Source organism: Leptospira sp. B5-022 (assembly GCF_000347035.1).
Lineage (GTDB): Bacteria > Spirochaetota > Leptospiria > Leptospirales > Leptospiraceae > Leptospira_B > Leptospira_B cinconiae.
Genome location: NZ_ANIJ01000023.1, coordinates 50,486 through 76,572, shown reverse-complemented (window position 1 = coordinate 76,572; position 26,087 = coordinate 50,486). Strand labels below are relative to the sequence as shown.

Below are 26,087 nucleotides of genomic sequence, written 5' to 3'. Positions count from 1 at the left end.
GAGAGCACTCATGAACTTCCGATACAATCATTCTCCATTCTCTTACCAACGCCGTAGGACCAGAGAGGTAAAAGTAGGAGATATTGGCATCGGTGGAAACAATCCGATCCGTATTCAGTCCATGATCACTGCGGACACAAGGGATACCGAAAACTCCGTTAGACAAATTCTGGAATTAGAAGCCGCAGGTTGTGAGATCGTTCGATTGACCGTACCTTCTCAACCGGATGCGGATAACTTACCGAATATCCGCAAGGAGCTCAAACGTTTAGGAAGCAAAGTCCCGCTTGTAGCGGATATCCATTTTACTCCGAGTGTCGCAATGAAGTCGGTAGAATGGGTGGAGAAGGTCCGCATCAATCCGGGTAACTTCGCTGATAAGAAAAAATTCGCAGTTAGGGATTATACGGAACAAGAATACAAAGAAGAATTAGAAAGGATCTCGGAAGTATTCAGTCCATTGGTACTTCGTTGTAAAGAGTTGGGAGTCTCGATGAGAATAGGCACCAATCACGGATCCTTATCCGATCGTATCATGAATAAATACGGAGACACACCGCAAGGTATGGTGGAGTCTGCGATTGAATTTATCCGTATCGCAGAAAGTTTTTCTTATAAAGATATTATAGTCAGCATGAAGGCCTCGAATCCGCAGGTAATGGTTCAGGCTTACAGATTATTATGCAGTCGTTTTATCGAATTGCAGATGGATTATCCGTTACATCTAGGAGTGACGGAAGCAGGAGACGGAAAAGACGGAAGGATCAAATCCGCGATCGGGATCGGTTCATTATTGGAAGACGGGCTCGGAGACACGATCCGAGTTTCTTTAACGGAAGATCCGATCCACGAAGTTCCAGTCGCAAGATTACTCGCGGACAAATACAATAAACTCAGATTTCCGGAAACGCAAAACCAAGGATATTCCGAATTCAGAAATCCTTATTCTTACCAAAAATTTTATAGCAGGCCGATCCAAGTGGGAAATCTTCCGATAGGAGAAAATCATTCGGTTCGGATCGAATCAGTTTTACCTTTCGAATCGGAAAGCGGATTTTCGCAGGAGCTCGCCTCGCTCAAAAATTATGCAAGATCCAGATCCTTGGAATTGGAAATGGTCTCCGTACCTCTTCCTTCCGACGAATTCCTAAGAGAAGAATGTATATCCGCAAGCAAATCCTCCTCCGTTCCGATGGGAGTTATCGTTGAACAAAACGAACTTTTGCTCGAAGACGTATTGGAAGATCTGATCCCTTTCCCTAAAGTGACAGTCGATCCGTTCCATCATTTTCAAAACAGGGATTCTTTATTAGAATTTTTGCATAAAAGAGAAGGCAAAGGGATCACCGAACTCAATGTCCAGGCCTACCAACTTGAAAGTCTAAAAGGATTACCCGAGGAATTCAAGAATGCAGGAATAGAATCCGTAACGTTCTCGGTCCAAACCTTTCATATATTGCACGATTATAGAAAACTAGCCCGAATACTTAGTGATTTCGATTACCCGATCTTCCTGAGTGCGGAATATCCGGATATGGAGACCGCATTGTACGAGTCCTCGATAGGGATCGGCGGAATGTTGACCGACGGGATCGGGGATATGTTACGGATCAAGGTAATCGACAGCGAACCGGAAGCTGTACTACAACTAGGATTTGATATCCTACAAGCAACCAGATTACGTCTTACAAAAACGGAATATATCTCCTGCCCTTCTTGTGGAAGAACGTTATTCGATCTACAGACCACAACTGCACGCATCAAAGAAAAAACAGGCCACCTCAAAGGAGTCAAGATCGCAGTCATGGGCTGTATCGTAAATGGTCCAGGAGAAATGGCGGATGCCGATTTCGGTTATGTGGGAGCCGGCCCAGGCAAAGTGCATTTATATAGAGGGAAAGAGATCGTACTCAAAAACGTTCCTTCCGAAGAAGCAGACGAAAGACTGGTCCAACTGATCAAAGACTCCGGAATGTGGATGGAAAGAGAATCAGTTACAAGTATTTAAAATTTCACACAGAGCCCACTGAGAATACCGAGGAGACCGGATGTAGGAACTCCTACATGGCGATCATTTCAATATACTCCGTGCCCTCAGCGTTCTCTGTGCGAAACCTTTCCTTAAAGCTCGTTCGCTTCTACGATAATAAAATTCGGAGACACCTGTCTCAGTTTTCTCGCGGAATATTTACCCTTGTCTTGGAAAACCTTCTTTTTCCAGACTTGAGTCGCAAATTCCGTTTTAGAATTTTTGATCTTATCGTAAAAATGATCCGCTATTTTTTGTTTACCCAAAACGGACTGAGTCCTTGCCAACCACAATGCACTTTGTTGTTTTCTGAAAGAAGAAGTCTCCAAACTTTCCGCCTGTTCCAATAGGAACGAAGCCTTATTCAGATTCCCTTTTTCCAGATATAAAATTGCTTCTAAAAAAAGTATAGAAGGATCCTTGCCGGAAAATTCCTCATTTGCCTTCTGTAATTCCAGAATTATATCGTCAATACCGCCCATTCCCGGGTCATCGTTAATAAGCATTGCTTTTTTATAATATTGAATCGCAGAACCCGCTTTAGCGACCTTGGATTTCGGAACCTTCCGCCCTTTATCCTTTTTAATATCCGAAAGATCCAAAACCTTATAACCTGGCTCTCCCCAAACCATAGGAATTTCCATATAAGGACCGCTTCCCGTAGGAGCAGTTCCCACTGAGACGAAAATTTTACGAGCTTCCACGCTCATCACCACGGACTTTACGGAAGTGATCTGACGAATGGTAGATCCCATAGTGCGAGATTCGCCGCTGGAACAATCGATCGAATCATTCAAGATATTCTGAAGATCCACAACACTTGTCCCTTTTTTCTTCTTTTGTGAAGAAAGAAGTTCTTCCGCTCGATCAAAACGACTGATACAATGATGATAGAAAACAGGAGCCGCCATTATCTCTCCTTCCTGTAATCTTTCACTTTGGTAATGGTTCGTATTTACAATATGATCTTTTCCTAAATTAGGATAAACCACATCCACATTCCCATAATTGGTTTCGATGATCGCAGCCTTCGGGCCCTTCTCCTTATGATTGGTAACGATGAGTCCCCAAGTAGAATTGATCTTATGTTTTTTGGCGATACTCACAGCTTCTTCGATAGATCTCGCTTCCGAAATGATCTTATGACCGAAGTCGATCACACCCAAACCGTTAAAGCCGATTTTTTTATGAAAGCGAGTATGGAAAGCAATCGTTAGCCCAGCTTCATTAAAAGCGGTGATCCCGGGAACATCCGCACCTCTACAAGCAATATAACCGTAACGTAAACCTTTTTCGGGAGTGCAAAAAACAACAATCGGACGTTTGTCCCAAACTTCCACACCTGGAAAATCGAAATTACGAGCGTGATATAACTTACCATCCCGGCTTTGCTCCCCCCAAACGGCAACACTCGTACAAGCGGGAAGCATCTGAGGATTTCTACTCGGACTCATATGCGCAAGTTCCGGGAGAAGTTGGATTGCACCCAAAAAACCGACGGAGTTTTGGAAAGAATCCATAGTAAAAAGTTCCTTCTCTAGTTTCGGAGAACGACCTGCCGCAGTTAGAGCAGCGATGGTGCGAGCCGAAAATTCGGAAGGTCTATTCTTCTTCATCCTTCTCGACATCCAATTCACCAGCAAAGAAGTCGCCCCCTTCGCCAAAAAATTCCGATTGCTACGAGGTAAACTTCCCAACAAAAGATTGCGGGCCATCACAGGATAAAAATCGAAGATCGGTTCGAATTGTCCGATCGTATTCATTATCTCACCGAATTGTCGTCCCATCTCTTCCTGGGAGCCTTTGAGTTGTAATACAGCTAGAGGATATGTTTCCGAATTCATAGGCTTATCATAGTAGATCTTCGCCCACTCATCGACCGCCTCCATAGGTTCGGATAGCCGAACTTATCGGATCGGACATTTGTAGGAGGTCCAATGCACGATTTGGCTGTAATTACTCCCCACCCTCGTGGGTGGGGGCCGGTCGGTGGTACCCTGGTAACGACAATTTTCCCTCTATCAGTAAATCCCTTCCTTTTCAAGCCTCTTTCACGGGGAAAATTTTGTAGGAGGTCCTACACACGAAATGTCGGGCGGTTCCGAGCGATGCTCGGACCGGGCTACTTCGGGTTCGCGCATTCGCGCTCATCCGGGCTTCGCCCGGACTAAAGCCCTTCGTATCCCTACCGCAGCGACCCATAGGGAGCGAGGTAACGACCGCTTTAGCGAGTCGGTGGCCGAAGGCCAAACGAGAGAAAAGTTATATCAAAACCAAAAGTTTGAATCGAAAGACTTGCTAAAATCAATGCGCTGAATATTACCGCAGCGACCCATAGGGAGCTGGTCAGTGATTATGGTGCAGTTTGTTTGGTTTGAAATTTAGCTTCGCTTTGCTCCGCTACCCTTCGGGAATCTCACTCCCTAGGGGTCGTTCGATTGGCAACGACCTTGCGAGCGATCCGTAAAGAGCGAGCAAGCTCGAGTTAGCCGGAGGCACGATCGAGAGCACTCCGCATTTGGCCGCAGGGACCCAAATCTATTTGGCAGAAAACAGGATCAGAAATCAAATAGCATCCGATCCAAAAAGTCTGTCATGGAACTCCTACATATATTTTTTCTGAAATTCCTGCAGTTCGGGGCAGGAGCCGCATTCCTATACGCCTATCTGGAAATTATCCGTCCAGGCTCCGGGAATCGGATCTTAGTGCTCATTATGACCCTGACCGGGACCATACTGCTTAGATATTCCTGGTATCTGCAGGATGATCTATTAGAATTTCCTTATCTGTTCATATTCTTACATACTAGCGTTCTTTTCGTAGGACCACTCATCTATACGTATATCCGTTCGTTCTTAGAAACCGAAGAAGAAAGTCCAAAAGAAAGACTCATTCGTTATGGACTCCATTTTTCTCCCGTATTATTATTCGCCGTTTTTGAATCTGCTTACTTTTCTCAAGATAGTTCCGATCTAAAAACCCAGGTACTACAAGGCGCAAAAGAATTCAGGCTGGATTGGGCTCATTTAGGGAGTTTTCTTGCAAGTATCCAAGTTTCCGTATATTCCCTATTTTGTCTCTATCTCTACCATAAGGTAAGCAGAAGATATGAAATGTACGAATTAAAATTGGTATGGCTCGTATTACTTTTGCCGGTATTCGCAAATACATTCATAGGAACTGCTTACTTTCTAAAAAACAAATATTTGTTCGATCTTGGAGCCTCTCTCATCTGCGTCATGATACTTTTGCTATTCTTAGTCAGAGAAAGACATCCAGGTTTTTTCAGCGAGATCAGCGAAGTCATCCAAAATGCGAAATACCAAAACACTCCACTACTCACCAAAGAAATAGAAGCAGCTAATGCAAAACTGAAAGAACTATTAGAAATCAAATATTTATACAGGGATAGCGAACTTAGGTTAGTTGATTTGGCAGCAGAGCTTGGGTTGAATTTGCACCAAACTTCAAGATATCTGAACGAAGTTCATAAGATGAATTTTTATGAACTAATCAATCGGTATAGAGTGGAAGAAGCCTGTAAGCGTTTAAAGGAAGAACCTGATAGTTCGGTGTTAGATATTGCCTTTGCGGTTGGTTTTAATTCCAAGTCTACCTTTCATTCGCAGTTCGTGAAGTTTATGGGAATGTCACCAGCGACGTATAGGAAGGATGGTAGAAGTTTAAAATAATATTTTTAAATTGAACTAGGATAAACAACTATTACTTTAAGGTGGCGATAAAGGTTGACGCTTACCTTTCGGTTTAACGTAGCCTTCCATTCTATAATACCATAAATTGGGAATAGGACTATCGGAAGTCCACATATGTTTGTCAATCGCGTCATCAACTTGATCGTTACAGTTTCCACCGAAAAACAAATTATACCGCTGCTTATTAAGGTCGGATAATTTATCATGAATAGATTTATCCACACTTGGGTTTTTAGTGCTCAGCAGAAGCCCTTTTTCATATCTAATTTTACCCTTATTATTTACATATTCCAATGTCTCTTTAGACATGTCTTTTTCTGTTTTTCCATTTTTAATCATCTTACTATATTTTTTCGAAGCATTCTCTTGGTTTTCAAAAAACGCATCTGGGCTATCAAATATTTGCTCATGATTTGTATGCCTTTTATCATTTTTATCTAAAAACAAACCAAAGAATGCCTTATCTTCAATTGAAGAGACACCTTCCTTCGTAATCCCATTCTTAGAAAAATATTTCCATTTATTATAATTTGGATCGTCTTTTTCTAGCCAAGTCATTTCTACTAAAACAGCTGTATGCCCTGCCCCTCCGGCTCCTGTCTCAGCTTTTAGAACCATTACTTCATGCCCAGTCGGATCCTTATAAGTAATCGGATTTCCCTTTACATAAGAGAAACGATTCCAACCCTGTGTATCATACTCCCCATCAATAATACTGTCCGCACTCGTAAATCTTGCAATCTTTGGATCATAATAACGTGCATTATAAAAATAGAATCCGCTTTCTTTATCTAGTTCTTGGGAATTGTATTTAGGATTAAGATCCTGATTTCCTCTTTGGACAAACGTATCCCCGTAAGGTTCGTACTGCATTCGAGAGACTGTATTTGCAGAATCATCTAAAACTGTGGAGACCGAGTCCACTTGATCGGTGAGAAAATAAGCGGCCCTTCCATCTTCCGCTAATGCGGCGATCCGAACTCCATTGAGATAAATATTATTAATGGATCGGAGGATGTTTTCCTCCTCCATATATTCTATGCCGTAGAATTTACTTGGATAGAGTATCTCTTGGTGTCTTGACTGAGCTCCTTCCGGGATCAAAGCGCTTTTATGAACCCTAAAACCTCCGTCGTCGTACCAATATCTTCCGACTGTATTTCCATTTTTATCTCGAACTCTTACGATCCGGTTTTCTGAATCGTATTCCATTCGTTTCGTAAGATCTGCAACACGATCCGTCTGAGAGATCATATTGCCCGAAGGATCGTAAGTAGCGGAAATTAGATCGTTTCCATATTGGGAAGAATCGATTTGTCGGACTTGATGGTTTTCATACTGGTAAAGCCTTTCATCCAGAACGGCTCCGCTGCTGAAGTTATGGGATCTTTTGGCCGCTAAATTTGCATTCTTCTCATGGCTGAAACTTTGCCGAAATTGTCTCGTATAGGCGTCGGCAGTTTCAGTATAAGTTCCGGATGCGTTTACGAGTCGATTTAATCCGTCATACTCGTAATTGTATTGAGTATTATATTCGGAGGCCGCGTTCGTAATTGCAGTAATATTGTTTTTACTATTAAAACTGTAGATCGCATCCTGGAGAACTTTTGTTACTCCACCTACTTCTCCGGAAGAATGTAGCCGAACCAATCTCTGTTTGGAATCGTACGTATAATCGGTTTGGATCCCGTTCCCTAAACGAAATCCTGCAGTTTGGCCAAACTCGTTGTAAGTAATCCCTTCTACGATCGTTTTATTACAGAGTCCTGGTAGGATCCCGTTTGTATTTACTTGTACTGAAATTCCGGTGATATAGCCTGCGGTCCCATAGGTATAACAGGCTTGCAATCTGGAATGATTTACAGGATGTTCCGGGTAATCGATTTTACTTACACGTCCGAGTAAATCGTATTCATATTCTGTAATATAAGGAACATCTCCATTTCGGAGAGGAATATTTTTAAATGACCTGGTTTCTTTTTTTACTCTTCCTAATTTGTCGTAGCTGAAGGTTTTGATCTGGGCTCTATCTTCTACCTGAACCAATTTGCCTAAGGAATTTTGACTTCCGGACAAGGAGTCGTATGTAAGGTAGGTGGCCCCTTCTCTTTGATTTTTAACGATCAGACGTCCTAAGGAATCGTATGTTAGAGTAGTTACTAAACCGTTCGCATCCGTAGTCCTACTAAGATCTCCGAAGGAATTGTATTCCATTCTTTCGAGTCCCAGATCTGGATCGCTTTGAACTCTAACTCGACCAAATCCGTCATAGGACCAATACGCCTGGTTTTGACCGGAGGTATCTCTTCGAGTGATACCAGTAGATATATCATTACAATTTAAAGGAATGCCGTTGTTCAGATCGGACTTCTTGGTCCGATTTCCGGCAAGATCATAGCAGAAACCGATCTGAGCGTTTACTCCGTCCGCACCGGAATCTTCCACATAAAGCACATGACCTCTGGCATTTTTTATACTTCTCTTACTTGTTCCTCCGCTATGAGTTTCTATCACTTCATAAGGATCATTGTATGTGGAAGTAAGGATGGTTGGACTTGTTTCTCCTTCTGCAATCGGTAAGGTTGTAGTTTTAACACGACCGATAGCATCGTACTCGAAGCTCGTTGGATTTTTTTCTTCTAGGTGATACGCAAAAACATCTAAGTCTCCGGAGTCCGTCCAGTCCATTTGGCTTTGACGAGAAATTCTCCCTGCCCCATCGTATATGGCTCTCCCAGTACGCACTACTCTTCCCTGGGAGGCAGTTTTTACTTTGTAAATGGTTCTACCGATCCCATCCCGATATTCCCGAGAAGCAAAATCAGGATCCCAAGTTCCGGACGGGAAAACGGTCTTCGCACTCAAAGGAAAATTAGGATCATAACTATAGATCGCAGATACCTTAGTTCCTTGATCTGTATCTACGCTGGACTTAGTAATCCTTCCAAAGGAATCATATTCAAAAATCGTTTTGTTTCCGTTCGGATCCGTTACCCGATTGGGAGCACCAAAAGAAGAAGTGTAGTTAATCTCGAATCTTGTCCTTAACCGGACAGAACCTCCGAAAGAAGTTTTTTCAACTACGAATTGTCTGAGTTCAGTATCATATTCGTATTCTGTTCCACGGGCAGGACTTGAGGAAGAATCTCTCTCGGAGAGAACATTTCCGAGAGAATCGTAACTTATATCTGTAATTTTAGGAGAAGCCGGGGCCAGTCCGCTTCCTGTATAAGAAACAACGCTCCGAATTTGATTTCCTTGGCCATCATAAGTAAATAAGGATGTTATCTCGTTCGCAGAACCGGACAAGGAAACGGACCGTTTTACCCTTGTCTGGTTAGTCGCGTTGATAGTTTCAAAATCCGTAATATTTGTTGTTTGAACGGAAGGATGAGCACCGTCAGAATAATGGTCCGTAAACATTTCCGTCTTTTTAGAAATATTATAACCGTTTAAAACGATCACCTGTTCCGTAGTTTTTGTCTTAGTTCCTTTTATGAAATTTTCAATGCGAGTAGGAACGACCAGATAACTAGCTTTCCCCGGACCGATTTCAATTTTTTTGATCTCATGGAATTTTTTAACGGAACCGTAGTCTTGGTTGTCCGAGCCGACTATATTGGATTCCTTCTCTGCACCGGCCAATGCACGATTCATTCTGAAATCAGCATAAGGAACGTTATTATATTTATGAACCGTTCTCTCCCCGTAAGGATTTTTTTGAACGAACCGAGAAAATCCAAAATAATCCGCTTCTCTTTTACCTTCGATAAAGGCAGAAAAAGCGTATCCGTCGGAATATTCGTAACTTTTAAAAGTCCTATTTCCAACACCGTCGTCTACGGTGATCTTTGTGCAGACCCTGTAATTTCCTGGCAGATCTGAAATGTCATCTTCTCCGGTATTATCGAATTTAGTGGAATTCTCATATTGTAATTCATACCATCCTCCGATCCCGTTCTTAACATTATTAATCACATCCGGAACGATTCCGTCGGACATCGCAAAATACCAATTAGGTTCTTTTAGATGAATAATCCCGATATCGGTCAACCCGTCCCCGTTATAGTCTCCCTGTATCCAGCGATACACATAAACTTTCGACATTAGATCCGGCCGATCCACGTTTTTAGAAACTACCGTCCCGCCTACCGGCAAGATCTTGTTCTGAAGAATGTCTATGAGTTTTCTTTCTCCATTGATCAAGACAACGGGATTTCCATTATGGTCGAAATCTCCTCCGAATCCGACAGCATCCGGAGTATATGCAGTTCTCGTAATATTTGTTCCGAGAGTTATTTTGAATCGGTAGAAGGTGAAACCTCCGTCGTTTCGATCTCCGATTACAATAGACTCGATCCCGGTTTCGGATAATAATCCGTAAGGAGTCCCTGCTTGGCTGATCGGATCATAATCGTTGCTGCTAATCGGAAACACAGGATTTCCGGCTAATAATTTGAATGAGATCGCACTCGAACCTATGGTTCCTAAATACCATTTTTGCGTAGGAAATCTTCTATCTACAAAAAGGATTTGGGCTTTTCCGTTTCCTAAAAAATCTCCCGAGAAAAAACTAAAATTTCTTCTCCCAAGTCGATTATTCGGATCTCCGTACTGAAATAATTCATACAAATAAGAAGGTAAAACATCACCGGTAACATTCAAATTCCTGGATCCTGCTGGACCACTGATATAAAATTTACCAGATCCCGTAGCGGATTGATCATCCAACACAAGAACGGATTTGGTTGCAGTCGAGTCGAAGTTATCGACTAAATAAACACCATCGTTCAAACTAAAGGACTCAATATTCGAATCAGTAAAACTTCCTAAATTAGAAGATGTAAATGAGTTCCCGGAACTGTGTTTTAAAACAAAGAATTGGTTTATATTTCCGTTCTTTTTATAAAATAAAATTTCGTCTTTCGCGCTCGTAGTATAACGATTTGTTTTTCCTCCAAATAGAAGTCGGATGCTTGGATCTTCCGGATTTAAACTAGTATATACTCTTTTTGTAAAGTTAGCTCCTTGTTTGAAATCAAATGCGCCGCTCTTTCTATCATAAATTAGAAGTTCCGGATTTGCAGAACAATCATCAGTCGTAAAACATCCGGCAAATGCCAGCTCCCCTCTATTCGGTGTAAAATTTCCATCGTACACATAATCCAGTAGAATTGTTTTTGTTTTAGATCCTACAGATAAGGCTGAAAATCCTTTGGTGAGTTTGACCTCATCTTTGGGCAGAGGAGTTTGCATGACCCTACTCTGATCGGGCCCGTAACTCATATCACTATAGATTCTATAACGAAATCCTGTTTTAGTTGCTTCCCCTATCCAAAACTTTCCGTCGCTTGCCGAGAAAAATCCTATATCTGTTTTTCCATCTCCATTAAAATCACCTTGCAGCCATCTGGTGATTTCCTTAAATTGGGGAACGTTGGACCAAACTCTAAAGTTGATCGTTCCATTTCCTGTTTCTCCCAAGGTCCATTCGCCGGAAGACCGATCGAATAAAAGAAAATCAGAAAGCCCATCTCCATTAAAATCGCCCGAAAAACGATCATTTCCGAATAATGCCTGTTCCGGTGCCGTAAAAATCTTATACAGTCGCCACTGGAGTTTAAAATACAAAGGATCACCTTTGTCTTCGTTGCGATGATTTTCTCCTACGATCCATTTTCCACTTCTGGAATCGTAGAGAGAGATATCGGTCCTGCCGTCCCCGTTGTAATCTCCAATCAGAAACTGAACATTACCCCTATTTAAACCTTCTTTGGTTACATCCGAAGTGGATTCACTGTCCAGATTTCCGTTCGGTGAATAATCTCCACGAAAAACGTTTTGGAATTTTTTGGAAAATTTTAGAAATTCAAAACTTCCCCCTTTGTTCAACATGAGGGTCCATTGGCCGGTCGGTTCGTCAAAAAGAACCGAATCGGAGAGTCCGTTCCCATCATAATCCCCGGGGAACCACTCCATACGGAATATATCAGGAATTCCGGACATCAACCTTCCATAATTACGAAATTGGAATACTCTCCCGTCATGCTCCGCTACTACGAACTCTCTTGTTTCAGGGAGATAAAAAGCGATATCAGCTCTTCCATCCCCATTATAGTCTCCGCTGACGTTTCCTTTAAAAAAGCGGATCTTTTCCGGTCCGACATAGTTCTTATAACGGTTTGCATAAATTTTGAATTTATAACCGCCTTCGCTGCTTCCCTCCGCTGCCCGCCAATTTCCGTTCTTAGGATTGAAGAACAAAAGGTCCGAAATCCCATCCCCGTTAAAATCACCTTCGAAATATTCCGTATCGTCCGGTAAGTCCTCCGGCTCGTTTGCAGCCTGGTTGATTAAATTTTGCCAAACCAATTTACGGGACGAAACCTGGTATTCGAATTCCGGTTTAGTCGTATGCCGACTGGACTCCACCGTCTTTAATATAGGTCTTCCGGAATCCGGAGAAATTCCATAGATCAAATCATAGTCCCAAAGTTTTTCCCCGTTCCAACCGACTTCAATACGTTCCAAGATCCGGTCCATCTTCATTAAAAAACCCGGAGTATTGGAAACGTAAGAGTCCTCCCTCGGTTTTGTGATAAATTTAACATACTGACGAGCCGAAATGCCAGTCCTGGAATTTCCAGTATATCTGATTTCTTTAATGTACAAATAATGCTTTTCGGAATACTGAGAAGTATCGTATTCCACTTGCATAAAATTTCCGTTTCTATCTTCTTGTCTGGAAAAATACCAACTATAAGTCCGATTGATCCGATTCGGATCGTAAATCCGATTGGACGCTGAATTGCCGTAGATCGTCTTAGAACCGGAAGAATCCAAAACTTCCCATATCCCTCCGGACTCTATATTCGTTAATTTTAATAATGTTGCGTTTTCGTCCGTGATTTCAGGCCGATACACTCCATTTTCATTCGAGGTGGACCCTGATTCCTTAATGAGTTTTTTTCCATTCCAAGAAAAAGTATCCCTGGAATCATAAAACAAAGCCCCGTATTCCGGCGTTCTCGAGATAGCCCCGAGCCCCAAATTCCAGCCGACACCGATCCAACCGTCGCTGCCAGTAGAAGAATAAGAGATCGCAAGATTCGGTTGAACGCCCGCTCTCCCTACAGGAACGGAAATAGGGTAAGAAAGAGAAACTGCTCCGTAATTATTCGGTTCCGGAGGGGAAATAAACAAAGCGCCGGATAACGGTTCCGCTTTTGTATTCGGGTCTTCGATTGTTTCGCTATGATTCGTACTAATCGAAAATAGATCGCTTCCTTCCGGTGCGGGAGCCGAGCCCGGAGAAGGAAACGATACTCCAGGGGGAAGTCCCCCTATCCTATCCCAGATCCGATCTAATATATTCGCGCCACCCCAGCAGGATGAAAATAAAAATAGAAATCCAATGAAAAAGGGAAAAGTGAAACGTACGTTTTTTTTACTTACGACACTTTTCTTTTTCATTCGTTTATTATTCCATACGATCGACATATACAGATAGCCAATACGAGTGAAATAATTTAATTAAAATCTAACTCTAGACCAAATGGTATAATCTCTTTCGATCAAAGGAGCGACGAAAAAGTTATTTAAACCGTATTGTAAGGCTCCCGGATTTAGAATATCAACGTTAAATCCGCGGATATTTTGTTGTGTCGCATCCTGGGACCACCAAGCCGCAAAACCGGAAGTTCCGTTTAACACTATGCCTGGACCGCTTTGATTTCCAAAATTTGTGGTGCTCAGGAAAAATTCTCCCGGTCCTTTTAATGCAAGAGCGGGAGAAAGAGTGATCGTTCTTCCACGAATCGTCTTTTTAGAAGATTCTTCATGTTCCCATAGGCTGATAATCGTATTATCATGTAGTGCAGTATATCTTGGCTTACGACTTTGCACTCCCGTAGATTTCGTGGATGATTCCATACTAAATGGAGTGCCGCCATACTGCAATGCTCCCTCAAGCATATCAACAACTCTTAAATACACACTTTTATTCCTTGTGCTTGAGTAGGATACGAGCCCCCAGTTTCCGGAAACTTGTAAATCTGCTTCTAAAACATTCGTATCTAATGTAAAGTTGCCGGGGCCTAAAAGAGCTCCTCCTAAAATCGATGGGCTAATATCGTGGACAGCCATCCCTCTCCCAATAAGAGCATTATCTGATCTTTTCCAAATAGAAAGAGCGCTTTGATCGGTCGCCTTGACCCAAAAATTCCAAATAAAGCCTCCACCAGGGTGAAAAATTACGAGCTTTGGCGGACCTATAGCAAGTCCTGTATTACAATCATACATCGATGTATTAATTACGTACCAACGATCCACCCAGTTACTATAGACGTATCCGACTACAACTCGATCCCCTCCTCCCCCGTCAGCATCTATATAAGGTAAATTACCTCCCCCGGTAGAAGTTATAAAATTGGAACCGACAGCTGTTATAGCTCCTGAGCTTAGATCAAAAAGTTGACCGCGTATGGAATACGCGTTAGGAAAACCGTTGATCCAAAAAACGAATGCCCTATTCAAGCCCATAGCGAGTGCAAAATTTGCAGTTCCGCTAGATAATCTTGTCGTAACAAGCTGCTCTGTACCGATTGCTGCAAAACTGGTCATGTCCCTAGCAGCTATCACAATGTTTGCATTGTTCTCCCAGGCGATTACCGCTCTTCCATTCAATACTTTTAATTTGAATCGCCCGGTAACGGAATTATTTACCGAATTGATTTGAAAAGAAGTAGTTGCGCCCGGAGGAGGAGATCCGGTCGAAATTTGATAAAATTTACCGCGTAAATTGCTGTCTTGCTTCCAAACGGCGAGCGCAATATCACCTTGCGAGACTGTTTTAGGTTCGGAAAGCGTAGTAACACCTACGTTTTCGTTTATTAAATAATCATTATTACTTGATTCTAAACGATAGGATTTCCCGCTAGCGACAGGTAATCTAAGAAGTCCGTTTGCAAGGAATCCTTGGAAATTTCCTCCATCTGCCCATGAATTCCAAGCAGCCACTCCTTGGTTAAATACGCCCATCCAATTCACCGCATTATAATCAGGAGTGAAGCCCAGACAAGCCGCAGGATGAAACATGTTGTTTACCGTATTGCAATTTACCGCATTCGTCGATAAGAATGGAGTATTAAATTGAGCAGCATTATAATTGCCCGCTTGAAAATTCGTATTTACATGCGTAGTCCATTCCGTATAAAAACCGTTATCTACAGCCAAGCGAACATCTGGTCCTGTTAAATTTCCGTTAATATAAACTCTAGTCGTTTTCTTCTTAATGTCGGGACGGATCGCAGTATCCACATTAACCGTATAAACTCCTTCCGAATCGACGGTAGGTGCAGGTCCAACGATTGTATAAGGTGTAGAATCGCCTTCTATCTGTATAATATCCCCTAATTCCATAATACCGCTAAGATTAGCTACTTGAATAGAAAAACTTCCTGTAACCGTAGGAGCTCCTAACTCTCCGCGCATTTTCTTAACTTCCGTATAAGGAAGAGGCCAAACTGTATTTCTATACGCAGTATTCAAAGAAGGGCGCAAATACAAATCTATAATTGTATTATTAATATCTAATGAAGAATGTAAATTAGGAAGTCTTAAACAGATCGTAAATGTCTGTTCGGCCAATCTGTAGGTCTTTCCGCAGGATTCGATTTTATAATTATCGTTTCCGATCGGGAGAATTCCTTTTTCGATATGGATCCAGTCCGTTCTTGTTCCGCCTAAACTCATACTAATCTCAAAATCAGCAGCTTGAGTAATATCGTATAAATTAGAAGTTACCGGCCTATTTAGATCGTATTTAAAGTCCCAGAAATATTGGAATGCTCCTGCATTCTCGGGAAGACCAAAATTAGGTTTTAGATACCTTGTTTTATCCAGCTTAATGTTGAGTTCGATTTGTTCCCCAAAACCGGCGGAACCTAGGTAAGTGGATTTAGTCGCAGGATAATAAGGATTCTCACCCAAGGCAGGCAGATCCCAGGCAGTGTTCATTTTAAAAGAAGCATTTGTGACGAGAGGATTAGTACCGAAATACTCCTCTTGTTTAATAAAATCTTTTACGGAAATATAAACTATATCGAAATAATCTCCAGCCCAAACGATAGAGTCCGTCCCTTTGAGCATCGGGGCTTTCCTAGGACTTGTAGGATCGAAATAACGAATTGCCTGACCGTCCTTAAAGTATTCAGTGAATTCGTAATATTTACCGTTAGAAAAAATTGTCCAAACTCCGGCGGCATTTTTTTGCTCCTCCGTCCAAGAGGAAAATGGACGTTGTGCGCAAGCCGTTCTACTTACTCCATCAGAACCTGTAGAAGTAACCATATCGCAAGGAATCGTATTTTCAACACCGCCGATCGATTTAATTCCTTTTATATGAGTTCTGGATTGTGCAAGCGCAGGGGCAAACTCGGAAAAATCGACTATATAATCTTGATATTTTATTTCTATTCCGGAACATGCGATCCGACTCAAAACTTTTTGCAGTGTGATACCTGGGGATAAAGTCGAAGCGGAGGCAGTAGTACATGGATCCGCATTTCCCGGAGTATCAAAAGCAGCCACTCTAAAAGACTCTCTAATATTCGGCCCGTAAATCTTTACAAGCCCCGTACGTCCTTTTGCATTCTCCTCTACTATTTTTAAATTATCGCCTGTAAAGTTAAGAAGCGCAGATCTATAATTGGAATCGGCGACATGAGTCATTTCGTAATCGACAATGAAAATTTTAGGATTATATCCGGCCGTAATAGCCTTCTCAACTTCCACCCTATTGAGCTTATTTACTTCAATCACATAAGGACCGAATTCAGAACCACCGTAAACTTCCACTTCGAAAGGACTATAATCCTGGTTGAGAAGTTTAAAACTTGTGACAGGAATTAAATCTCCATCTCCCGTTTCGAACATTAAAGAACAAAGTATGTTTTTAAGTTTAACAGGCATATTTACCGACTGGTTTTTAATATATAATGCAGCTCTTACATAACCTGCATCTGCATCCACCTTTGAAGTGGTGTTGATTTTAGAAGTTTTTTCCGATCGATATTTTCTGGCTTTCTTTCCAGTGGCCTCCGATTTCAAACTCCACGCGTCGCGATCCAGATCGTTCTTAAAAGGTTTATCTCTCCATTTGGTGGTTTCTACGCTGATCGAATTGGCAACATTGTAACTATTCGAACTACTCGTGCCGTAAGATAATCCTAGCTGAGGACCAATACTAGAAGCGCCGATACTCGCTCCATAATTACTGCTGCTTCCTGTAGATTGCCCCAAAGAAAGAGAACTTGAAAATTTATCAACATACTGAACCGTTCTAAGGTTCACTTCCTTTTGGTGGATTTTTTCGGAGCCATTCACTTTTGTAGATTCGAAATCATCGGAGTTGATCTCGCTTATAATTTCGTCCTGCACTCCGACGGAATTTTCTTGGATTTCGATCTTCATAGTCACCGGAGGGGCGATAACTGTGTCTATATCCGGATAATCTGCCACCCAAATATTGGTAGTGGTTTCATGAATATTTAAAATTCCGTCTCCATCAAAATCATTTAAGATAGTAGTGCCTGTTGGATCAATTGTGCCACCTAATGCCTGCGCACTTACTTTCGTTCCCGGAGGCAGTAAGAATAAATTATTAACAGGTGTAACAACTCCTGGGGCACCGGTTCCTCCCTTGTCCACAACCAGGGGAACTTTCTGAGTAACTAACCAGGTCGCCCGAGAGAGATTTACATCCCTACTACTGAATCCCCAATCACCTAAGCAGGAAAAAAAGGTAAGAACTAAGATTAAAACGAATCCGATCCCAAAAACATTCCGATTTACTAAACTTTTCATTCACTTCCTCCCTATTTTCGCATGACTTCGTCCAAACCCATACAAACCAAAGAATGACAGGTTTAAAATCTAACCATTACCCGCATAATGATAATAGTTATTTATGAAATATGAATATAGATAGAGATAATCCATCTACACACATCTCAAAGTCAGATATGGAAACTTATTATTGCTCCATCTTTTCTCCGTCACTTAAGGGAAAGAATTTCGCTTAGTAAAGAATAAATCTTGGAACCTTTTTGGAAAAAGTGAAAATTAATCATATCCCAAATGGGATAAGCAAATAAAGTTAATATTATATTTATTTTATATACTTATTGGCCGTAATAACAAATTATATTTCTCATTGATAATTAAGTATTCATAATATATTAATTAAATAATATTTATATTTTCAGAAACTCCTTCCCTACCATCCGCTGTATAAATTACTCCTTTCTTCCTATTGATATTTCGATAGTCCGAATACGATTCTGCTTTCTGTTCCAGAGACTATTTATATAAAACCACTCGGATTCTGTTTCTATCGTTGCTCCAATAACAATTTTCTCCCAATACTGCCAAATTGACAGCAATGAAGATTTTCAAACGTTTCTCCTTCCTCATTAGTTTTTGCTATATAATTTACCAGTAGTATATTATTTAATGTCTAATAGTATATTAATTAACGAGGTAGGAACTCATGCAAAAAGTATTGGTAACGGGTGCAAATGGACACTTAGGTTTTTCTTTAGTAAAACTTCTTCAAGAAAGAGGTTATGAAGTAACGGCTGCGGTCCGAGATTCGAATGATGCAAAGAAGACAGCCAACCTGAAAAAGTTAGGAGTGAAACTGGTCTCCGCGGATTTGGGAGATAGAGAATCTCTTCGCAAGGTTCTCCAAGGACAGGATGGTCTGTTTCAAGTAGCAGCAGCGTTCAACCTGACAGCTAAAGATCCGTGGAAAGAAGTAGTGGAACCGAATATTAACGGAACCAGAAATATTCTGGAAGAAGCCTATAAAGCGGGGATTAAAAAGATCATTTATACTTCCAGCATTGCAGCAGTGGGCACAATTGCAGAAGGAGAACCTCCTCTGAATGAATCCGCTTGGAATGATTCAGCGAAAGAACCTTATGCAATATCCAAGACCAAATCCGAAAAACTGGCCTGGGAACTTTCGAAACAATTGGGCTTAAACTTAGTGACTGTCCTACCTGGTACCATTTTGGGTCCCCAGTTCACTCAACCAACTTCTTCTTTAAAGCTAATCCAAGACATCCTAAAAGGACAACTTCCTTTCGCACCGAAGATGACTTTCTCCTATGTGGATGTGAGAGATGTTGCGATGGCGCATATCCTTGCCTATGAAAATCCCTCCGCACAAGGAAGATATATCGCAACCGGGGAAACTTTTTCCGTTTCTCAAATTTGCAAACTAGTTAAGGAGATCCATCCAAAGGCAAAAACGACCGGAAAGGAACTTCCTTCTTTTATCGTTCGTATCATGCCTTATCTGGATGCTTTCAAACATGCAGTCACAGGTTTGGATAGACAGATCAACTCGGAGATAGTGCAAGATTATCTCCAAAGAAAACAGGAGTACGATTCGGATCGATTAGCAAAGGAATTCCAATGGAAGCCTATGCCTATCAAAAAATCTCTGCAAGAGACAGTTGACTGGATGTTGTCGGGTGCCGTATAGTTTCCTGAGAGTGGATAAAAAAAGAGCCAGAAGGCCGGAAGAAAAAGAGATCCGAAAGCAGTCCATTGTGGCTGCTTTGCGGAAGCTTCTGGTGAAACAAAAACATCCGCTGCCCAGCACCCAGGAGATTGCGGAGGCCGCAGGAGTCACAAAGGGTGTGATCTATTTTTATTTCAAAACGAGAGAAGAAATTTTTCTTACTCTTCATTTACAGGAAACGGAATTATTTTTTAAGGAAATGGCGGAGTTACTACAAGGCCCCGAATATTCTTTAGCGAAACTAAAGGAGAAGATCATTCATCAGTTTTCCAAAAACGAAACTTTCATGTTTGTAGGCCTTATAATACCCGGAATTTTAGAAAGTAATGTGGACCGTGCCTTTTTATACGAATTCAAAAAGAACACTTCCGATGGAATGGACGAACTGGCAAGAATCTGGCTTTCCAGAGAAACCGGACTTACGATCTCGAATGCCAGAAAATTTATATTACGTTTTTATTTTTTAGCATTGATGCTTTGGCAGCATCACAATCCTCCCAAAGAAGTAAAAGAGGCATTCCGAAATAAGAACCTTTGGCTCTTAGAAGGAGATTTGGATCAGGTATTTTCCGAGTCCTTTGATTGGTTATGGAAAGGAATGAATTCTTAAAGAAAAGACCGGCAACGTGCTGACCAAGGAAATTCCGCCACGCCACCGATCCGAGTTAATTCGCTTTCTATTTCGTACAAAGCTCCGCAGGAGGTTTCTCCCCACTGGCAAATGCGATTGCACAAGCCTCTGCTTTTTAGCAGGATCTAATTTATTCCACTCAGCCCTCGCATCTTCCACATTTGTAGAGGTAGGAGACCAAGGCGGAGGGTTATTTGCCATGGCTTGCCCGGTCGCAACTACGATAAATCAAAGTTTAATAAAGTTATTCATAGCCCCCTTATCATCAACGGTGTTAAACGGATTTAGATCATCAAGATCCGAACAAGAAGTACTATCAAAACTAACGCTAAGCACCAACAATACAGACACAAAAATTCTTAACTTAGCTAATATCTCGCTTTTTTTCGAATAAAAAGCGACCCCAACTCCAAAGCAAATGAATTTGTTTATTTTTTACAAAAATAATTTTTATCCCAAATTGTATATAAGTAATACGTTATATACCAAATTACATACTCAATTTTACCGCAACAAAATCGAACAAACCAATAAGAACAAAATTTTTAGAATATTATTAGTACACAATAAAGGAGGGCGATCTATCTTCCGGAAATCCCTGAATGTTCCCAGAGAATCCTTTTGATCTCTATAATCGTAGGCATGTAATCTTGGACAGAATGATCCGAATCGATCAGGATTTCGGACTCGGCCCCGTCCAAATGAGAGCTATCGTAAGATATTACGGAATCGTTGATCCATTCCAAATCCCTAAACTTAGAATTCCCTATAATAGAATGGAACGGAACTTCCGGTTTTAATTCTCCGGTTACCTTCATGAATAAGCTGTTCGGAGAAAGCCCATCCACTCCATAGGTTTCCGGAAGAATGGACTCTTCCTCGGAGTCTAAGGTTAAAAACTTATAAACTTTTCCTATATTATTAAGAGCACCTTTAGGAAGAACGAACAAGATCCTAGCGATAGAAGCCAAAAATCCTTCGGCAAGATTGGAACCTCTATGAGGTGTAGCTATAAATACTACCCTTTTCACAAAAGGTAATGGTTTAAAATCGAATACTCGTCGAACCTCTTCCTTGGATTCGGAATTCAAAGAATCGAATTTTTCGGGGGGAACGTTAGCAACTTTCATCCAATCTTCTTTTTTACTTCTGGTCACCGTCAGCTTGGAAAGAAGTCCACCCATACTATGACCTACGATCATCATCTTATCAAAAGAGGAATCTACTTCCTTTGGATCGTACGTCTTTCGCAGGTCTCGAAGTGTATCCCTAAAATCCGCCGCGGAAAAGGTGATCGGATTTCCCGTAGGATACCAGTAGACCCAAAATTGGTAATTGTCCTTGATCTTAGGATCCGCTAAAAGTTCGTTAATCATGGGAAACCATATAAATGGAGAAGAAGCAAGACCGTGCACAAACACCACAGGTATCTTTCCTTTTCTATAAGGATAGACCAGATAAAGCCCCTTTCGTTGCAAGGCTTCCTCTCCGTCAAACTTAGCGAAAAATCCGTCCCTCTTTTCCGCTCCCGATAACATATATGCAAGCGGAGTGGTTGTATCGCTCTCCATCGGCAGATCTAATCCGGAAAATTGGACCCGGTCCCTATGAACCGGATCATACAGATGTATGATCGCCTTCAGATTTAAATTACGATTTTCTAAATAAGATTCTTCCAATGTTACAAGAGCCGTTCCGGGATAAGCCTGGCCTACGCCCGCTACGAATTCGTATTTTCTTCTTTCGATAGGTTCTTTTTCGGGATGTTTTCGGATGAGAATTAAAGGAGTTCCTATCCCGAATTTACTGATTTGATTGGAAAATCCTCCGTTCTTATAATCGTAAGCGACTTCTACTTCCAAAAAATTTTTTGGCGTCCAAGCGGTATCCACTTCCGCTTTAGTCATGGAAAGAGTTCCTCTTATGAGCGGAAGACTTAAGTCCGTTAGATTGGCAAGTTTTCTATTCTTTTTGGCAAATCGAACTAATTGTGCGAGTGATCTATTGTATGTTTCAAGTGCAAACCTAAATTCCATTGAGAAAGGATCCGCAGCCGGGATCGCCTTCTTATCGAATAAATATGTATAGGAGTACACTAAAGAAGAAGCGAACATTCTTGCAAACATTGGATCTTCCAGATCCAGGTCCGATCCGGCATGATAACATAATTCGGACAGATAATACGCAAGTTCTCTGGTTTTTATCGCCACTAAACGATTGTCCAAATCGTAGATGACTACCTGCGGAGTTTCTTGGTATCTTTTGTATAGATCGTTACTTTTTAAAAAACGAGTCGTGATCAGACTTAAATTTTTGGAAGAGATCGCGTTTTCACGAACAGTACGAATCTGTTCGTATTTTGAATAGGAAATTGTGGAATATGTTGCCGTTGTACATTGGAAGAAGAAAGCAAGGCCTAGAATGAAAAACTTTTGCAAAACGTTTTTTTTCGTACGGAGAACACGGAGGCCACCGAGGTTAAAGGAGTTACGAAAAGTTTTACCCATGTGACCTAACTCCGTGTTCTTTTTGAACTCTGTTCGAACTCTCTTAAGGATTCAAACAGTAATTTTGGAAATCTTTTTTGTTTTGAGTTTGCAATAAGGAGCAGAATGCTGCCCTGTTTGTATCGGATAAAGAAGCGACTTTTGTTTTTACTTCCAGATTTTCTACGGTCAAATTTCCGTTATTACCTCTATTTGAAGCAATCGCTATCAATACCAAAAGGTCATGAAACTCTTCTCTTTCTTCCTCGTCGTCATCCACAAACCAGGTGAGGATCGGAACATCGTCCATCCAAGAACAGGATATTGCGGATATAGAAGTAACCACAGCCAATAGCATAATAATGAGTGTTCTTTGTATCATCTCTCTAATTTCTCCGCGAGGAACTTAAAACTTTCCTGTCGATTTGTAAAGCAGATTTAAAACTAGATCCGTGTTAGGCGCAGAGTTTTAAGAGACACTGAGAATTTTTGCGCAAAGTCGCAAGCGCGACAGAGTTTTATTTAATCGGTGCTAGATCCGCGAGAGTGAGATCTTCGATCGTGTGTGGGTAACCTTCCCGATCGTTATAAAGAACGGACACCTTGTCTCCGTTGATTTCCTGGATCTCTACTTGAGCGCCGGTAAGTACGATCACTCCTTTTAAAAGAAAACTTCTTTTGATCAGTTTAGCTTTATCACCCGGCTTCATGTTTCTCCATATAGATATCTTTTCCTTCCTTCTTCATGGAAGAGAAAATATGTATTTGTCTTTGGTCCACTCGAGTGCCTATATCGTAGACTGCATCGGTAAAGTCCGCACCTTCGATCTTGGCTCCTGCAAGTTTTGCCCAGCGTAGATCCACACCTTTTAGATTGGCGCCTGTTAGGTCCGCTCCATTCAAGAATGCACCACGAAGTCGTGCTCCTTCGAAATTAGCACCCGAAAAATTACAATTGGTTAAGAATGCATTATTTAGATTCGCTCCGGAAAAATCCACGCCATGTAAATCTTCTTTTTCTAATATGATAGAAGATAGATCCTCTCCTCTTAGGTTTCCTTTTTGGGAGAGTATTTCTTTTGCTTTGGCAGCAGTAATCCTTCTTTCCTTCGGGACTCCCGCTCCGGTTTCGTAATCATGGATCGCTTGTTGGAGAGCAGCTACTGCAGATTCAGGATAATTTTTTCTGCGTTCCGGGAACTCGAATTGTTTTTCAACGTCGTCTACAGTGACGTTTTTTAGTTCGTCTATGGATTTTCCTTTTGCGATCTCTGTGGCCATTGCAAGTGCAACGATCCCGAACCCACAACCAGTGGTAGTATAACTTGCGTCGGTGACTTTTCTGTTTTCGTCTATCTTGAGATAAATACGATACCCGTCTCCACAACCAACGTTCCGATAATTGGAAACCACGGTTGCATCTTCCATTTCTCTATAGTTCAACCTTTGGTCGTTGATCTCTTTGTATCTGTTAAAATCCATTACTGACATGATGATTGCCTTTCTTAGATTAGACTTTGTTGATAGCGCAGGAAAGCACTTTTAGGAAGGAAGATTTCTTTTTTGTCCGCGTCAGGGATCCGAAGAGTGCGTAGCAGTCGCGAAGCGACCGGAGCGCAAGCGCAGCCCGGAGAAGCCCGACCTTCGCACTAAGTGCGAAGGGGACGCCCCCTTCGCAGCGACCCTTTTGAGCGACCCGTAGGGAGCGAAAAACCCGAAGGGTTGCCGAACGGAAGGAGGCAAAATTTTTGCCGGACTCGATACGCTTGAATGAAAACCCCTTGGAACGAGAAGACGACTGCTGAAGGCAAGTTGGTGCTATCGATAGATAGCAAACCACCTTGCACTCGAATCTCTCCCAAAGTCGATTAGGAGATTTTGTATTTTTTCTTGAACTTGTCCACTCGACCGGTTGTATCCAGAATTTTGGATTTTCCGGTGAAGTATGGGTGGCAGTTGGAGCAAATTTCCACGTGGATGTCTCCGACCGTAGTGCGAGTCTCGTAAACTGCCCCACAAGCGCAGCGAATTTTGGCGTCAGCGTATTTAGGATGGATGTCTGTTTTCATGTTGTCCCCTTTTCCAAAGCCTATTGGGCGTTCATGCTACCCAAGAAAGCCTCGTTAGTCTTAGACTGCCTCATCTTCTCGAGTAATAATTCCATGCTTTCTGTGATGCTCATGGGAGAAAGCACTTTTCGGAGAACAAAGACCTTCTGAAGGGTTTCCTTAGGTAGTAGAAGTTCTTCCTTCCTGGTTCCGGACTTATTGATATCAATTGCCGGGAAAATCCGCTTGTCGGAGAGTTTTCTGTCCAGGTGGATTTCCATATTACCGGTACCTTTGAATTCTTCGAAGATGACCTCGTCCATTTTGGATCCGGTATCCACGAGCGCCGTTGCGATGATCGTGAGAGATCCACCCTCTTCGATATTTCGAGCGGCACCAAAGAATCGTTTCGGTTTGTGAAGTGCGTTTGAGTCCACACCTCCGGAGAGTATTTTTCCGGAAGTCGGAATGACCTGGTTATAAGCGCGAGCTAAACGGGTGATGGAGTCGAGTAGAATGACCACATCTCTTCCATGTTCCACAAGACGTTTTGCCTTTTCGATCACCATCTCCGCAACTTGTACGTGGCGGGTAGCAGGTTCGTCGAATGTCGAGCTGACCACTTCACCTCTTACATTACGGGCCATATCGGTCACTTCTTCCGGACGCTCGTCAATGAGTAGAACGATCAAAGTAACTTCTGGGTGATTGCTTGTGATCGCATTGGCTACGTTTTGCATCAGGATCGTTTTACCTGTTCTAGGTGGCGCAACAATCAGTGCTCTTTGTCCTTTTCCGATCGGACACATTAGATCTACGATCCTTGTATCGAGTTGAGAAGGATCATGTTCCATTCTCAATCTTTCGTTCGGATATAGCGGAGTTAAGTTGTCGAATAACGCACGTTTGCTTGCTACGTCCGGTGTATAACCGTTTACGGTTTCTACACGGAGCATCGCGAAGAATCTTTCGGATTCTTTCGGTGGACGGATCTGACCTTCTACAGTGTCTCCGGTCCTGAGCCCGAATAATTTGATCTGAGAAGGAGACACATAAATATCGTCCGGTCCCGGAACATAGTTATAATCGGGAGACCTTAGGAAACCGTATCCATCGGGTAATCTTTCCATTACCCCCGCTGCATGGACCTGTCCTTCTCTCTCTGCTTGGGCCTGTAGGATGGCGAATATTAAGTTTTGCTTTTTTAGTCCGCCTGTATTCTCTACGCCAAGGTTTTTAGCGACTTCGATCAGTTCCGCAATGGATGTTTTTTTGAGCGCTACTAGATCTATAGGAGCGGGCGTAGGTCCCTCATAGGAACCCCGACGTCTTTTTCGGGAACGAATCTCCGCCGTTTCCGGATCATCTTCCGGTAAATTCGGTTCTTCTTCGTTTGTATCGTTGGAAGAGTCGTTATTGTTGTTTTGATAGTTGTTTCGGGGCTTGGAGTCTCGTCTTGGGTTAGCCATGGAATACCGTTATTGGATTTGGAAGGAGAACCTTCCTGTATTCATTTTTATTCGATTAAGAGCGGGTTTTGAAGGGTCCGGGTAGTCGGTTCTTTTTTAAGCGACCGGGGAATCCCTTA

At 42.0% G+C, this 26,087-nt stretch carries 13 protein-coding genes; 4 read left to right on the top strand and 9 right to left on the bottom strand.

Annotated features, from left to right (window positions below):
• The first annotated feature begins 10 nt into the window (after positions 1-10).
• Positions 11-2,008: a (E)-4-hydroxy-3-methylbut-2-enyl-diphosphate synthase gene (ispG, locus tag LEP1GSC192_RS11895; protein WP_020770260.1), complete on the top strand. Its 1,998-nt coding sequence runs from the start codon at positions 11-13 to the stop codon at positions 2,006-2,008.
• A 113-nt stretch (positions 2,009-2,121) separates the two neighbouring features.
• On the opposite strand, the gene LEP1GSC192_RS11890 is transcribed toward ispG, so the two are convergent.
• Entirely contained in the window at positions 2,122-3,873 is a 1,752-nt protein-coding gene (locus LEP1GSC192_RS11890) for a C45 family peptidase (protein ID WP_198289319.1), read from the bottom strand.
• A 751-nt stretch (positions 3,874-4,624) separates the two neighbouring features.
• Between LEP1GSC192_RS11890 and LEP1GSC192_RS11885 the strand changes: the two genes are divergently transcribed.
• On the top strand, positions 4,625-5,722 hold the full coding sequence (locus LEP1GSC192_RS11885) for a helix-turn-helix domain-containing protein (RefSeq protein ID WP_020770265.1): 1,098 nt from the start codon (positions 4,625-4,627) through the stop codon (positions 5,720-5,722).
• Between the two features lie 36 nt (positions 5,723-5,758).
• On the opposite strand, the gene LEP1GSC192_RS11880 is transcribed toward LEP1GSC192_RS11885, so the two are convergent.
• Complete coding sequence (locus tag LEP1GSC192_RS11880; RefSeq protein ID WP_020770208.1) at positions 5,759-13,216, bottom strand: SpvB/TcaC N-terminal domain-containing protein; 7,458 nt, start codon at positions 13,214-13,216, stop codon at positions 5,759-5,761.
• A gap of 60 nt (positions 13,217-13,276) precedes the next feature.
• Positions 13,277-17,608 (bottom strand): LIC12048 family lipoprotein, encoded by a 4,332-nt coding sequence (locus tag LEP1GSC192_RS11875; RefSeq protein ID WP_020770190.1) that lies wholly within the window; start codon positions 17,606-17,608, stop codon positions 13,277-13,279.
• A 685-nt stretch (positions 17,609-18,293) separates the two neighbouring features.
• On the opposite strand from LEP1GSC192_RS11875, the gene LEP1GSC192_RS11870 reads away from it, so the two are divergent.
• Complete coding sequence (locus tag LEP1GSC192_RS11870; RefSeq protein WP_020770252.1) at positions 18,294-19,295, top strand: SDR family NAD(P)-dependent oxidoreductase; 1,002 nt, start codon at positions 18,294-18,296, stop codon at positions 19,293-19,295.
• Positions 19,285-19,944 (top strand): TetR family transcriptional regulator, encoded by a 660-nt coding sequence (locus tag LEP1GSC192_RS11865; RefSeq protein ID WP_020770245.1) that lies wholly within the window; start codon positions 19,285-19,287, stop codon positions 19,942-19,944. Before LEP1GSC192_RS11870 ends, LEP1GSC192_RS11865 begins: the two co-directional genes overlap by 11 nt.
• A 602-nt stretch (positions 19,945-20,546) precedes the next feature.
• Here LEP1GSC192_RS11865 and LEP1GSC192_RS11860 read toward each other — a convergent pair.
• The 6 genes from LEP1GSC192_RS11860 to rho form a co-directional block, all read right to left on the bottom strand.
• Positions 20,547-22,472 carry a triacylglycerol lipase gene (locus LEP1GSC192_RS11860; RefSeq protein WP_232421015.1) on the bottom strand — a complete coding sequence of 642 codons (1,926 nt, stop codon included), beginning with the start codon at positions 22,470-22,472 and terminating at the stop codon, positions 20,547-20,549.
• 43 nt (positions 22,473-22,515) lie between these two features.
• Positions 22,516-22,833: a hypothetical protein gene (locus tag LEP1GSC192_RS11855; RefSeq protein ID WP_157186906.1), complete on the bottom strand. Its 318-nt coding sequence runs from the start codon at positions 22,831-22,833 to the stop codon at positions 22,516-22,518.
• 136 nt (positions 22,834-22,969) lie between these two features.
• A complete protein-coding gene (locus LEP1GSC192_RS11850; protein ID WP_020770224.1) occupies positions 22,970-23,161 on the bottom strand; it encodes a hypothetical protein in 192 nt (63 codons plus the stop codon).
• A complete protein-coding gene (locus tag LEP1GSC192_RS11845) occupies positions 23,148-23,942 on the bottom strand; it encodes a pentapeptide repeat-containing protein (RefSeq protein ID WP_020770233.1) in 795 nt (264 codons plus the stop codon). Before LEP1GSC192_RS11845 ends, LEP1GSC192_RS11850 begins: the two co-directional genes overlap by 14 nt.
• Before the next feature lie 377 nt (positions 23,943-24,319).
• Positions 24,320-24,520, bottom strand: a complete 201-nt coding sequence (rpmE, locus tag LEP1GSC192_RS11840; RefSeq protein WP_008592280.1) for a 50S ribosomal protein L31 — start codon at positions 24,518-24,520, stop codon at positions 24,320-24,322.
• Positions 24,521-24,540: 20 nt separating this feature from the next.
• Positions 24,541-25,968 (bottom strand): transcription termination factor Rho, encoded by a 1,428-nt coding sequence (gene rho / locus LEP1GSC192_RS11835; protein WP_020770244.1) that lies wholly within the window; start codon positions 25,966-25,968, stop codon positions 24,541-24,543.
• Positions 25,969-26,087: the final 119 nt, after the last annotated feature.